Source organism: Sphaerisporangium dianthi (assembly GCF_042654065.1).
GTDB lineage: Bacteria > Actinomycetota > Actinomycetes > Streptosporangiales > Streptosporangiaceae > Sphaerisporangium > Sphaerisporangium dianthi.
The window spans coordinates 16,384-28,448 of record NZ_JBHSFP010000059.1; the positions used below are offsets into that span (position 1 = coordinate 16,384).

Here is a 12,065-nt window from a genome sequence, read left to right on the forward strand (position 1 = left end):
CACGGCTTCGTGAGGGCGCCTTCGCGGTTCGGGGACATGACCCCGCCCCTCCCCGCGCCGCAGGCCTGTACTGATCGCTGGGGCTCGCCGCAGGGGGCAAGATGGGAAGGTCTGGAACGTCCCTTCTTCGGAGGTCCATCGTGGTCGACCAGCCACCGATTCCCTATGACCACCTGCCCGAGGTCCCCGCGCTGACCGTCGAGAGCGACGACGTGCGCGACGGCGAGCGCCTCTCCGACGCCCACGTGTTCAACGACTGGGGCATGTCGGGGCAGAACATCTCGCCGCACCTGCGCTGGTCGGGCGCGCCCGAGGGCACCAAGAGCTTCGCCGTCACCTGCTACGACCCCGACGCCCCGACCACCAGCGGCTTCTGGCACTGGCTGGTGTTCGACATCCCCGCGGACGTGACCGAGCTGCCGGCGGGCGCGGGCAGCGGCGAGAAGAAGGGGCTTCCCGAGGACGCCGTCCACGGCCGCAACGACTACGGCCTGCGCGGGTACGGCGGGGCCGCGCCGCCGCCCGGCGCCCCGCACCGCTACCTGTTCGCCGTGCACGCCCTGGGCGTGGACAAGCTGGGGGTGGACGGCGACGCCTCGCCCGCCGTCGTGGGCTTCAACATCGTGGCCAACACCTTGGCCCGCGGCTACATCGCCCCCGTCTACGGGATCTGACGGCATCCGAGCGCATTCGAGTGCGTGCCGGGACGGAAGCGACTAGACCGTACAGAAGTCCGGACACGCCCGGTGAATCTGCTGACACCTCCCGCGGGATTCCACTATGATTCGAACGAAGATTCGAGCCGAGGGATACCGTGATGGAGTGGGGGTGCGGGGTGCGAGAGCTGGCGAACGCGATCGATAACCTGTCCGCCGAAGACCCGTCTGACATTCCGCGCGGCCTGCTCGCCGAGCAGCTCATCGAGCTGCACTGGCAGATGGCCCGCTTGCAGGCCCAGATCGCCCGCCGCACTTACGTGCGAGCTCCGGCGTCCGACGCCTGACGACCTCCCGGCCGCCGCCGGCGGCCGGGAGACGACACCTAGCCCGCTCGTTCGTTCGAGCCCAGCCCTTCCCCATCTGTTCGAAGACCGGAACCGGCCGGCGCCCCCTCAGGGCGCCGGCCGGTTCCGTCCGCGCCGTCGAGGGCCGCGGCCTCGAAGGGGAAACGGTCGGCGAAGGCGGGGCGCAGCTCGTTCAGCCACACCGCCTCGGGGTCATAGTGCGCGAAGAACGGGCGCCCTACCAGCTCAGGGTCGCGCGCCTGGATGAGGTGGAGCACGAAGACCGGCAGGCCGGCCACCTCGGCGACGCCGTCGACGCACACCTTCCCCGGCGTCGACGACATGGACGGGCCGCGCACCGTGCGGCACAGGCCGGACACGCCCGCGTAGGCGTCCCGGAAGATCTCATGCGCCCGGGCCAGCGGCACCGCGAAGTAGTCCTGCGGGCCCGTGTCTCGTTCGACGAACATGTAGTAGGGCACCATGCCCAGCCCGTGCTGCCCGCGCCACATCTCGGCCCACGTGCCCGGGTCGTCGTTGATGGTGCGGATGAGCGGCGCCTGCGTGCGGATCACCGCGCCGGTGTCCATGATCGCCCGCACGGCCGCCTGGACGAGATCGGACGCGAGCTCTCGCGGGTGCGAGAAGTGCGCCATGAAGGCGAGGTTCCTGCCCGACTCGGCCACGGAGGAGAACAGGCGCAGCGTGTCGGCGGCGTCCGGATCGGTGACGAAGCGGCCCGGCCAGTACGCCAGCGACTTGGTGCCGATGCGGATCGACTCCAGCTGCTCCAGGGCGAGCAAGGGCTCGACGTACCTCCTGAGCACGCCGGCACTCATGATCATCGGGTCGCCGCCCGTGAACAGCACGCTGGTGACCTCGGGGTGCTCGCGCAGATAGCGGACCAGTGACCGGGCGTCGTCAGAGGCCATCTTCAGATCCGGCTCGCCGACGAACTGGGCCCAGCGGAAGCAGTAGGTGCAGTACGCGTGGCACGTCTGCCCCTGCTTGGGGAAGAACAGCACCGTCTCTGGGTATTTGTGCTGCATGCCGGGCGCGGGTTCGCCGCCGATCTTCGGCATGTTGAGATCCATCTGCCCCGCCGGATGCGGGTTCAGCCGCACGCGCACGGCGCGCACGGCCGCCTGGAGTTCCTCCCGGGGAGCGTCGGCTCGTAGCAGCCCGGCGATGCGGGACACGTCGCCGGCGGGGAGCATGTCCTCCTGAGGGAAGACCAGCCGGTAGATCGGGTCATCGGGGATGTCGGACCAGTCGATCAGTTCGTCGACGACGTAGGGGTTGGTCCGGAAAGGCAGCACGGCCGCCACCGCGCGGACGCGCAGGCGCGTCTCGGCGTCGAGGTGGGCTCGCCGCAGCAGATCGTCCAGATGCTTGGCCGTGTAGGCCCTGAACCCTCGCGTACCGGTCTGTGTCAGGGTCACTCGAGATTTTCCTCTCGTTGGGCTCTCCGGTAAACCTGATGCGCCTGTTGAGCGTCTTGTACTTTTCTGTACGGACGCACGCGCGTGTCGGCCCGGTTCCGTCCGACCGAAAAGCCTCGGTAAAGCCTTCCGCATATCGCGACATATCTTGAGTTCGGCTACCCTGGGCGAGGTGAGCTCTCTTACGCCTTTCGAGTCAGGCGACACCGCCCAGCGCGCCTCGGACGCCGACCGCGACCGCGTCGCCGCGATCCTCGGCGAGGCGATGGCCACCGGCCGCCTCACCAGCGTCGAGCACGCCGACCGGCTGGAGGCCGCCTACACGGCCGTCACCATCGGCGACCTCGTCCCCCTCACCCACGACCTGCCGCCCGCGCTCAGCGCGTCCTCCTCGGACTTCAGCGCCGAGCAGCAGAACGTCGCAGCCGTCTTCAGCAAGGTGATCCGCGGCGGCCGGTGGGTCGCCGGGCGCCACACCACGCTGCGATCGACCTTCGGGGCGCTGATCATCGACCTCTCCGACGCCGTCCTGCCCGGACGCGAGGTCACCCTGGAACTCAACTCGTTCTGCGGGAAGCTGATCGTGCGCGTCCCGACCAACGCTCGCGTCATCGACGAGGGCAGTGCGCTGTTCTCCAAGCGCCACGTCTCCGGCGGCGCGGAAGGAGGCGATCCGAACGGACCTCTCATCCGCGTGACCGGCCGCGCCATGTTCGGCAAGGTCGTGGTCTCCCGCTCGGCCGCCAACTGGCACTGGCCCTGGCGCAACCAGTGACCCCCACCCCTCCCGTCCAGCGCGCGTCTTCCACGCCCGCCCGGTCCACTCCTGATCCGTTCCCGTCAGGAACGCGACCTCCCTTGCCGGCCCGGCCGGCCCGACGCGCGCCTTCCCGTACCCGCCGGGGCACGCCTTCCCGTCCCGTCCAGGCGCCGCCGGCAGGCACGCGACGCACGAACGCCCGCAGGCCGGGCCGACCACCCCACCCGGCCACCTACGATGCGGGACACACACTCATTCCGCACGAGGTGACCGCTTGGACGGCATTCCGCCGATAGCCCTTGACGCCATGGGAGGCGACAACGCCCCCGGCGAGATCGTGGCTGGAGCCGTGCGGGCCGTCCGCGAACACGGCGTGCCCATCGTCCTGGTCGGCGCGCCACCTCCGATCGCCGAGATCCTGGCCGAACACGACGCGATCGGCGAGATCCCCATCGTGCGGGCCGAGGAGGCGCTCACGATGGACGAGGGCGCCCTGGCCAGCCTGCGGCGGCCCCGGTCCAGCATCGCCCTCGCCTGTCACCTGGTCAGGCGCGGCGACGCCTCGGCGGTCGTCTCCGCCGGCTCGACGGCGGGCGTGGTGGCCACCGCGAAGCTCCGGTTGCGGGCCCAGCAGGGCGTGCTGCGCCCGGCGATCGCCGTCCCGTTGCCGACCCGGCCTCATCCCACCGTGCTCCTTGACGCGGGCGCCACCGCCGACGCCAAGCCCGAGATACTCGTCCAGTTCGCCCACCTCGGCGTCGCGTACGCGGAGACCGCGCTGGACCTGGTGGAGCCGCGCGTCGGGCTGCTCACGATCGGCGGCGAGGCCGGCAAGGGAAACAAGCTCACCAAGCGCGCCCACGAACTCCTCACGGCCGTCCCCGGCATGAACTTCACCGGCAACGTCGAGGGCCACGACCTGCTGAACGGCGAGGTCGACATCATCGTCACCGACGGGTTCACCGGCAACGTGGCACTCAAGACCATGGAAGGCGCGGTCCGCTACGCCTTCGCCGAACTACGCGAGACGCTCGAAAGCGGCCGGCTCTCCCGCCTGGCGGCGGGCCTCCAGCGCGGCCGGCTCCGCGAGTTGAGCAAGCGCCTCGATCCCGAGGCGTACGGCGGCGCGGTGCTGCTGGGGCTGAACGGCACCGTGATCATCGCCCATGGCTCCTCGACGGCCAAGGGCATCGCCGCGGCCTGCGTGCTCGCCGCCACGCTGGCCCGCCAGGGCACCGTGGCCAGCGTGGGCGACCGCGTCGCGGCCACCCAGCGCCCCCACCGCCTCTGGTGAGGCCTCATCCACGGCGGCGCCCCGCCATCCACGCGTGCCCGCCCCCCACGGGCGCCCGCCATCCACAGACCCCGCCATCCACAGACGTCCCGTCATCCACGGATCCCCCGTCACTCGCAGATGCCGCGTCGTCCACAGGCTCCCCGTCGTCCACAGGCGGCGGATAACCATTCTCGGCGCCGGATGATCAGCGGATATCCTTGTCGCATGACCGACCCGCAGCTCGTGCTCACCGAGCGGGTCCAGCAAGCGCTGGGCACCGCCTTCGGCTCGGAGTACGCAGGCGCCGACCCGCTGATCCGGCCCTCCCAGTTCGCCGACTACCAGGCGAACGTGGCGCTGAGCCTGGCCAAGCGGCTGCGACGCGCACCACGGGAGGTCGCCCAGGCCATCGCCGACGCCCTCGACGCCGGCGACGTCTTCTCCAAGGTCGAGGTCAGCGGGCCCGGCTTCCTCAACATCACCCTCAACGACACGTGGGTCGCCTCCCAGGCTCTGCGCACGCTCGAAGACCCGCGTGGCGGCGTCGGGCTGACCACGCCCCCGCAGACCGTCGTCGTCGACTACTCCGCGCCCAACGCCGCCAAAGAGATGCACGTCGGCCATCTGCGCACCACGATCGTGGGCGACTCGCTCGTGCGCATGCTCGAGCATCTCGGCAACCGGGTGGTCCGGCAGAACCACCTCGGTGACTGGGGCACGCAGTTCGGCCTGCTCATCGAGCACCTGCTCGACATCGGCGAGGCCAATGCCATCGCCCAGCTGCAGGCCGGTGGCACCAACGAGTACTACCAGGCGGCCCGCGCCAAGTTCGACACAGACCCCGCCTTCAAAGAACGCTCACGGCGGCGGGTGGCCACCTTGCAGGGCGGCGACGCCGAGACGATGCGGCTGTGGCACCTGTTCATGGAAGCCACGATCCGCTACTTCAACAAGGTCTACGACACGCTCGGCGTCACCCTCACCGACGACGACATCGCCGGCGAGAGCATGTACAACCCGATGCTCGCCGAGATCTGCGCCGACCTCGAAGCGTCCGGGGTCGCCGTGCTGAGCGAGGGCGCCCTCTGCGTCTTCCCGCCCGGTTTCACGGGCAGTGACGACAAGCCGCTGCCCTTGATCATCCGCAAGAGCGACGGCGGGTACGGCTACGCGACGACCGACATGGCCGCCATCCGCTATCGGGTGCGCGATCTCAAGGCCGACCGCATCCTCTACGTCGTGGGCGCCGACCAGGCGCTTCACTTCCAGATGGTCTTCGCCTCGGCCCGCATGGCCGGCTATCTCGCCGAGGGCGTCTCGGCCGAGCACATCCAGATCGGCATGATGCTGGGCTCCGACGGTCGCCGGTTCCGCACCCGCAGCGGCGAGTCGGTCAAGCTCACCGACCTTCTCGACGAGGCCGTCGAGCGGGCCTCCGCTGCCATCGCCGAGCGCGGGTACGACGATGCGACCCGCGCCGAGATCGCCCGCGTGGTGGGCATCGGGGCGGTCAAGTACGCCGACCTGTCGGTCAGCCACGACAGCGAGTACATCTTCGACTTCGACCGCATGCTGTCCTTCACCGGCAACACCGGGCCGTACATGCAGTACGCCACGGCCCGCATCCGGTCGATCTTCCGCAAGGGCGGCATCGACGCCGCGAGCGTCACCGGCCCCATCGTCCTCGGTGAGGCGGCAGAGCGCGACCTGGCGCTCCAGCTCCTCGGCTTCGGCACGGTGGTCGAGAACGCCGCCGCCATGGCCGAGCCCCACCGGGTCTGCGCCTACCTCTACGAGACCGCCAGCACCTTCACCAGCTTCTACGAGAAGTGCCCGGTGCTGCGCGACGACGTCCCCGCCGTCACTCGCGCGTCCCGCCTCGCCCTGTGCGCCCTCACGCTACGCGTCCTCGAGACCGGCCTCACTCTGCTGGGCGTCCCGGTCCCCGACCGCATGTGATCCATCGCGCGATGGCGGTGCCGGCCGCCTGAGAGGCGGCCGGCCGGGAGGCGCTGGCCCGCGTCCGCACGATCAGACGTGGAGGGTGCCAGACCAGATGGTGGTGGCGGTGCCGCTGATCTTGACGCGGTCGCCGTCACGGACACTCGTGCGCACGAGACCCCCACGTTGGGATAGTTGTGCACCAACAAGGTCCTTTTCGCCCAATTTCGCCGACCAGTAGGGCCCCAGCATGCAGTGAGCCGAACCGGTTACCGGGTCCTCGGAAACACCCGCGTTCGGTGCGAAGAACCGAGAGACATAGTGGACGCCGCTCGAGGATTCCTCCGCCCGCGCGGTCACGCAGACGGCGCGCGCGTCCAGGGCCGCCAGAGCGTCGATGTCGGGCCTCAAAGTGCGCACGACCTGCTCGGACTCCACCTCGGCCAGGATGTCGAGTCGGCCCATCCCGACCCAGACGACCGACGCTCCGAGCGCCTCGGCAAGGACGTCAGAAAGGGAAATCTCGATGGGCATATACGCCGGGAAATCCATCGAAATGTACCCGTGATCAAGCTGTTCGGTGGTCAGGATTCCACTCTTGGTGGAAAACTCGATGGCCCCCGACGCCGCCCCGGTGGAATACAGGACATGCGCCGTCGCCAGGGTGGCGTGCCCGCACAATGCGACCTCCACGGCAGGGGTGAACCACCGCAGGGACCGAGGCAGGCCGTCGCCCTGATCGAGAACGAAGGCCGTCTCGGAGTGTCGCATCTCGCTGGCCAGGGCCTGCATCCACTCGTCGGATCTCACAGAGTCCAGCAGGCAGACGGCCGCCGGGTTACCCTTGAAGGGCTGATCGGTGAACGAATCGACGGTGAAGATGCGCATGCTCTCGATCCTATCCACCCCCAGATAACCGGTCGAAACGGCAGCGAAAGCCGGGCAAAATCAAAAGCACATGGGCGTGTCGCGCGGCCCCAGGCGGCATGTCGGTTACGGTCATTTATGTCGGGGCACGGCGAATGTGGCCGGTTCTCGCGGAAAGGACAGCCGATGGGGGCAGTGCGCAGGGTGGTGAGCTACCTTGGCCTGGGCGATGGGGATCAGTACGACGAGCCCTACGACTATGACGAGTACGAGGATGAGTGGATGCCCGCGTCGGAACGGGCCGCCAGGCGCTGGGGGGCCGGTGGGGATCCCGCACGGATCGTCATGATCCGCCCGCGGAAGTACTCCGACGCGCTTCTCGTGGGGCAGCACTTCAGGGAAGGCCAGGCGGTCATCATGGACGTCGCCGGGATGTCCATGGCCGACGCGACCCGCATGGTCGACTTCGCCGCCGGGCTGACGTACGGCTGCGAGGGACGCATCGAGCGCATAGCGGACAAGGTCTTCTTGCTCGCTCCCGCCGACGTCGAGATCACGACCCCCTGACCGTCACCGAGCCGGCATGACGCCGCCCGGCCCGCCTCGCCCCGCCCCTGCTCACGAGCGGTGGTCATTGGCGACCGCCGGGCCGCGGCGGAGCAGGCGGGTGAGCGCGCCGAGATCCTCAGCCGCCTTCTCCGCCCGCTCGGTCGCCTCGCGGGCATAGTCGTGGAGCGCCCACATGGCCGCCTCCGCCTGCTGCCGGAGCTCACCCACCTCGGCTTCGACGCGACGCGCCTCGGCCTGTTCGCGCACGCTGCGGCGCCACAGGATGTAGCCCACCACGCCGCCGAGAAGGAGACCGGCGACGGCGAACACCTCAGAGACCATGAAGGCGAGCACCACGGCCACGATGGGCAGCAGGGCCGGCGCGTACACGAGCCAGCGCCCTGACGACAGGCGAGCGGCTCCCTCGGCCCTGATCCGCGCCTCGGCGACCGTGAGCGAAGCCTGGTCGGCGCCTTCGGGCCTGAGGATGACGTCATGCCCGAGGATCGGCACCGTGATCTCCTCAGGAGGCGTCACGCGGGTCGCTTCGGCGAGATCCTCGGCGGCGGCCCGTACGACGGGCGCGGCGACGTGGAAGGCGATCGCGGCCAGGTGCGGGTCAGAGCTCGACCGCACGTCTTGCAGCAGGTGGCCGACCAGTGAGCCGCCCGTCGGGCCTGGCTCCCCGGATCCGACGAGGGCGCGCAAGACGTTCAGGGGCTCGGTGTCCGGCCAAGGGCCGGGACGCTCGGATGGGGAGGTCGCGGCGGGGCGCGCGGCGGTGATCTCGGCACACCGTTCGAGCAGCCGGGACAGCCGGGCCGCGGCCCGCACGGGCAGCGTCAGCTGCGGAACCTCGGCGAGTGCCGGGAGGGCGGAAAGCGCGGGCGACGCCTCCAGGGCCTGTGCCACAGCCTCCGGCGGCGTCACGTCCTTCAGCGACGAGGTCGCGATCTCCGGCGGCGAGGAGACCGCGGGTTCCGGCGGAGACACCTCGAGATCCGGCGGCGTGACCGCCCCAGCGGGGGACGACGCCGCGTCCTCCGGAGAAGACGACGGGTGGGACGGGGACGTTGCGGAGGGCAGGGGCGGATCGCCGGCGACCAGGGCGGTGAGCCACCGATCGGGTTCCGTCGCCGAGGACACCCCGGCGGCGTCCAGCTTGCGGAGCACGAAGATCTTCCCGGCCGGTCCGTATGCGCCGCGCGCGGCCGCCATCCACAGGGCCCGCTGGCCGGGCGTGACAGGACGGTCGGTCGTCAGCTCGCCGAACGCGGTGCCGAGCCATGAAGCGTGGATGCGGCCGCCGTGCCCGCTGACGGCGAGCGACAGGCAGAGGAACAAGGCCGTGCTGCCCTGGTCGAGCTGGGCGGCACGCGCGAGGGGGTCCAGCGCGTCCTCACCGGACAGGATGAGCAGGAGCGCCTCGGTGGCGGGGGCCAGCCAGTAGCCGTGCGCGTCCAGGACGTTGGGCGGCGCAGGGAGCGCCGTGCCGTCGGAGGCGAGCTGAGTGACCAGAGCCTCGGCGTACCGCCGCAGTTCGGAAGGGTCGCCATCGTGCTCCTGCGACTCTGCGATCGGTCCTGGAGATTCTCCGTCGCGAAGCTGTGGGTGCGCGGCGTCCGCGGTCCGAGGGAGGTCGGGGTTCGCGGTCAGATCCATGCTCAAGGCGGGCAACTCCCCGAAGGCGTGAGGAAGGCCCCCGGAGGCGAGGGTTCGGCGGGCACTCCCATGACCGCGCCCAGGTTAGTTCTTCGAGCGAGGCCGTGCGGGACGGCACGCCGACACACCCCAGGAAGTTGGTCCCGCATACGCCGAATCATCGTCCACATCGCCCCGATCACCGCTTCCCACGCCCCCGCAGCCACGCCGAGCCGACGGCATCAGCCCGGTGCGACGATGGCGGGGCCCTGTCTCCACTGCCGATACTGCGTGGCGAAGACGGACTCGTACAAGCCCACTCCCGCTACGGAAGCCTTCCACGTCAGCACGAACGCGGTCGGAAGATCGTCCTCATCGACGGAGAGTGAGTAGGACAGATAGGTCTTGTCGACCTTGCGGCTCCAGGGAGTGAGAAGCTGATGGAGATCGCTTCCGGCGGATTCCGTGGAGAGGCTGGCCGAGTAGGTGCGGCCCGCTCGCTTGAGACGCCCGGTCGCCGACAACAGTTCCAGGATCGTCAATATGGAGCCCGTCGCGACCACCATGTCCACGCCGTCGGCGTACGGCGGCTTCTCGCCTTCCCGCGAATAGAGCTCGAATCGCCTGCCCCCCTTGCGGGGCACCGGGTAACCCCAGGTGCCGACCACCACGACCCTCTGCGGAGCGCCCAGATCCGGTCCTTCCACCCTCATGTCGAAGTCGGTGCGGGTGAGGCCGTCACTCGCCCTGTGCACGAGACGTCCAGTGGCGCCGGCGGCGGTGGAGCTCTGGGTGAAGCCGCCGTCGAACGAGAAGGTCGCGGTGGATCTGGCCGTCACCGCCGTGTCGATCGCCGCCGCCAGGTCGATGGCCGTCTCGGGCGGCCTCGACGCCTGGACGGACGGGGACCGCGTGGGAGTGGGGGAGGGCTGCGCGGGGGTGGACGCATCGGAAGCGCGGGGAGAGCCGGTCCTCTGCGCCACCGGGGTGGCGCCGCCGGCCGGAGCTTCCGTCGGGACAGACGCTGATCGTGCGGTACCCGACGGCGCGGAAGCACGCGCCTTCCGGTCGGGCAGGCCCGCGAACACCGCGGCCGCGGCACCCGCTCCGACCGCCACCGCGGCTGTGGCGGCGATGAGCACGCCTCGCCGGGAGATCCCGCGTGACGCCGCCGCCTCGGCGGATGACTCGCTCGCCACCGCCATCCCTTGGTGGAGGGCTCCCGCCTCGCCGGCACGGTCGCCGGGCTCGTTCTGCTCGGCCCGGTCGCCGAGCAGCCGTAACAGAACGTCTCTCGCCGTCGGCCGCGCCTCAGGGTCCTTCGACAGGCAGGGCGACACCGCCTCCCGGAGGTCGGCGGGCAGCCCGCTCAGGTCTGGCTCGTCGTGCAGGATCCGGTAGGCGATGGCGGCGAGGGTGTCCCTCCCGAAGGGCGGCTCACCGGTCGCGGCGTAGGTGATGGTGGAACCCCACGCGAAGATGTCGGCGGCAGGCCCGATCCGGTCTCCGGTGAAGTGCTCGGGCGCCATGTACGGCGGGGATCCCGCAGTCGTCCTGGTCGACGACGCCTCGATCAGACGCGCGATCCCGAAGTCGATGACCCGCGGCCCGTCGGGGCCGATCAGGACGTTGGCGGGCTTGAAATCCCGGTGCACGACACCGGCGCGGTGGATCGCGGCCAAGGCGGTGATCGTGCCGATGGCCAGGCGGTGCAGGACGGCCCCGGTCCGTGGACCGTCGGCCTGGACCATCCGTTGGAGCGATGGGCCGTCGACGTACTCGCCGGCGATGTACGGCGGGTTGTGGTCCAGCCCGATGTCCAGGATGCGCACCGTGCAGAACTCGGCGACCTGGCGCACCGCGGCGAGCTCGCGGGAAAGAGCCGAGTCACGATCGGTGCTCGCATGCTGGTGCAGGACCTTCACGGCCACCTGCTCTCCAGCCTCGGCGGCCGCGAGGTAGACCACTCCCTGGCCGCCTTCTCCCAGACGCCCGACGACACGGTAGGGGCCTATCCGATCAGGATCGCCTGGACGCAACGAACCAGCAGCCACAGGTACCCTCACCACATCCCGGTCGCACGGATCCCGCCGCTCTGCGACGCCTCCCGGAAATAGTCTCGCCCGGCACGGCTGGCGGGGCATCACAGGATGATCACAGATTGGAGATCATCGTCGGCCCACAGCAAGCCGGCCATTCCTCACGGCATGAGACAGCAGGCAGGCGCACTGGATCACCGGCATACCGGCCGAGTGGGCGAACAACCCTTCCCTGCTACCTGGCCGACCTCAATGACGTCACCCGCTCGCCAGTGATCCAAGGTCTCCGGCTCGGGTGAGCCGGCATGCTGGACCAGCCCCCGGCGGACAGAAAGCCCCGAGGAAATGTCCTGCGACAGGGATCAGAAAGCGAGAAGAGCCCTGAAACGCAGGAAAGCCACCCACACCGTGGATGGCTCACCCTGCACACAACTACCTATAAAATTTTGTCCGGCGGTGTCCTACTCTCCCACACCGTCCCCGGTGCAGTACCATCGGCGCTGGAAAGCTTAACTTCCGGGTTCGGAATGTAACCGGGTGTTTCCCT

10 protein-coding genes and 1 rRNA gene are annotated in these 12,065 nt (G+C 69.9%); 6 read left to right on the forward strand and 5 right to left on the reverse strand.

The genetic code is table 11. The features are described from left to right. The first annotated feature begins 101 nt into the window (after positions 1-101). Together ACFO60_RS39145 and ACFO60_RS39150 are read left to right on the forward strand one after the other, a co-directional pair. The gene (locus ACFO60_RS39145; RefSeq protein WP_380852012.1) at positions 102-674 is read left to right on the forward strand and encodes a YbhB/YbcL family Raf kinase inhibitor-like protein; all 573 of its coding nucleotides are present in this window, start codon (positions 102-104) and stop codon (positions 672-674) included. A gap of 161 nt (positions 675-835) precedes the next feature. Continuing rightward, complete coding sequence (locus ACFO60_RS39150; protein WP_380852015.1) at positions 836-1,003, forward strand: hypothetical protein; 168 nt, start codon at positions 836-838, stop codon at positions 1,001-1,003. A gap of 38 nt (positions 1,004-1,041) precedes the next feature. On the opposite strand, the gene ACFO60_RS39155 is transcribed toward ACFO60_RS39150, so the two are convergent. Then, positions 1,042-2,445: a KamA family radical SAM protein gene (locus ACFO60_RS39155; RefSeq protein ID WP_380852018.1), complete on the reverse strand. Its 1,404-nt coding sequence runs from the start codon at positions 2,443-2,445 to the stop codon at positions 1,042-1,044. Positions 2,446-2,617: 172 nt separating this feature from the next. Between ACFO60_RS39155 and ACFO60_RS39160 the strand changes: the two genes are divergently transcribed. The 3 genes from ACFO60_RS39160 to argS all read left to right on the forward strand — a co-directional run bounded on the left by ACFO60_RS39160 (position 2,618) and on the right by argS (position 6,440). After that, positions 2,618-3,220 (forward strand): DUF1707 SHOCT-like domain-containing protein, encoded by a 603-nt coding sequence (locus ACFO60_RS39160; RefSeq protein ID WP_380852021.1) that lies wholly within the window; start codon positions 2,618-2,620, stop codon positions 3,218-3,220. Between the two features lie 259 nt (positions 3,221-3,479). Then, a complete protein-coding gene (plsX, locus tag ACFO60_RS39165) occupies positions 3,480-4,499 on the forward strand; it encodes a phosphate acyltransferase PlsX (RefSeq protein ID WP_380852024.1) in 1,020 nt (339 codons plus the stop codon). 207 nt (positions 4,500-4,706) lie between these two features. Continuing rightward, positions 4,707-6,440, forward strand: coding sequence for an arginine--tRNA ligase (argS, locus tag ACFO60_RS39170; protein ID WP_380852026.1), 1,734 nt, complete (start codon positions 4,707-4,709; stop codon positions 6,438-6,440). Positions 6,441-6,512: 72 nt separating this feature from the next. Here the strand turns inward: argS and ACFO60_RS39175 are convergent, their stop codons facing one another. Then, a complete protein-coding gene (locus ACFO60_RS39175; RefSeq protein ID WP_380852029.1) occupies positions 6,513-7,310 on the reverse strand; it encodes a PhzF family phenazine biosynthesis protein in 798 nt (265 codons plus the stop codon). Positions 7,311-7,475: 165 nt separating this feature from the next. Here ACFO60_RS39175 and ACFO60_RS39180 point away from each other — a divergent pair, with 165 nt between their 5' ends. After that, entirely contained in the window at positions 7,476-7,856 is a 381-nt protein-coding gene (locus tag ACFO60_RS39180; protein ID WP_380852032.1) for a cell division protein SepF, read from the forward strand. A gap of 51 nt (positions 7,857-7,907) precedes the next feature. Here ACFO60_RS39180 and ACFO60_RS39185 read toward each other — a convergent pair whose 3' ends face one another. From ACFO60_RS39185 to rrf, 3 genes are all read right to left on the reverse strand, one after another. Continuing rightward, positions 7,908-9,500: a hypothetical protein gene (locus ACFO60_RS39185; protein ID WP_380852038.1), complete on the reverse strand. Its 1,593-nt coding sequence runs from the start codon at positions 9,498-9,500 to the stop codon at positions 7,908-7,910. Positions 9,501-9,721: 221 nt separating this feature from the next. Continuing rightward, the gene (locus ACFO60_RS39190) at positions 9,722-11,623 is read right to left on the reverse strand and encodes a protein kinase domain-containing protein (protein ID WP_380852035.1); all 1,902 of its coding nucleotides are present in this window, start codon (positions 11,621-11,623) and stop codon (positions 9,722-9,724) included. A 343-nt stretch (positions 11,624-11,966) separates the two neighbouring features. Continuing rightward, positions 11,967-12,065, reverse strand: a 5S ribosomal RNA gene (gene rrf, locus ACFO60_RS39195); the annotation flags it as partial.

What these genes read in the sequence shown, in the direction of transcription:
- ACFO60_RS39145 (WP_380852012.1), top strand. Translation starts at nt 102, where the DNA reads ATGGGAAGGTCTGGAACGTCCCTTCTTCGGAGGTCCATCGTGGTCGAC.
- argS (WP_380852026.1), top strand. Translation starts at nt 4,707, where the DNA reads ATGACCGACCCGCAGCTCGTGCTCACCGAGCGGGTCCAGCAAGCGCTG.
- ACFO60_RS39175 (WP_380852029.1), bottom strand. Translation starts at nt 7,310, where the DNA reads ATGCGCATCTTCACCGTCGATTCGTTCACCGATCAGCCCTTCAAGGGT.
- ACFO60_RS39180 (WP_380852032.1), top strand. Translation starts at nt 7,476, where the DNA reads ATGGGGGCAGTGCGCAGGGTGGTGAGCTACCTTGGCCTGGGCGATGGG.
- ACFO60_RS39185 (WP_380852038.1), bottom strand. Translation starts at nt 9,500, where the DNA reads ATGGATCTGACCGCGAACCCCGACCTCCCTCGGACCGCGGACGCCGCG.
- ACFO60_RS39190 (WP_380852035.1), bottom strand. Translation starts at nt 11,623, where the DNA reads ATGCCCCGCCAGCCGTGCCGGGCGAGACTATTTCCGGGAGGCGTCGCA.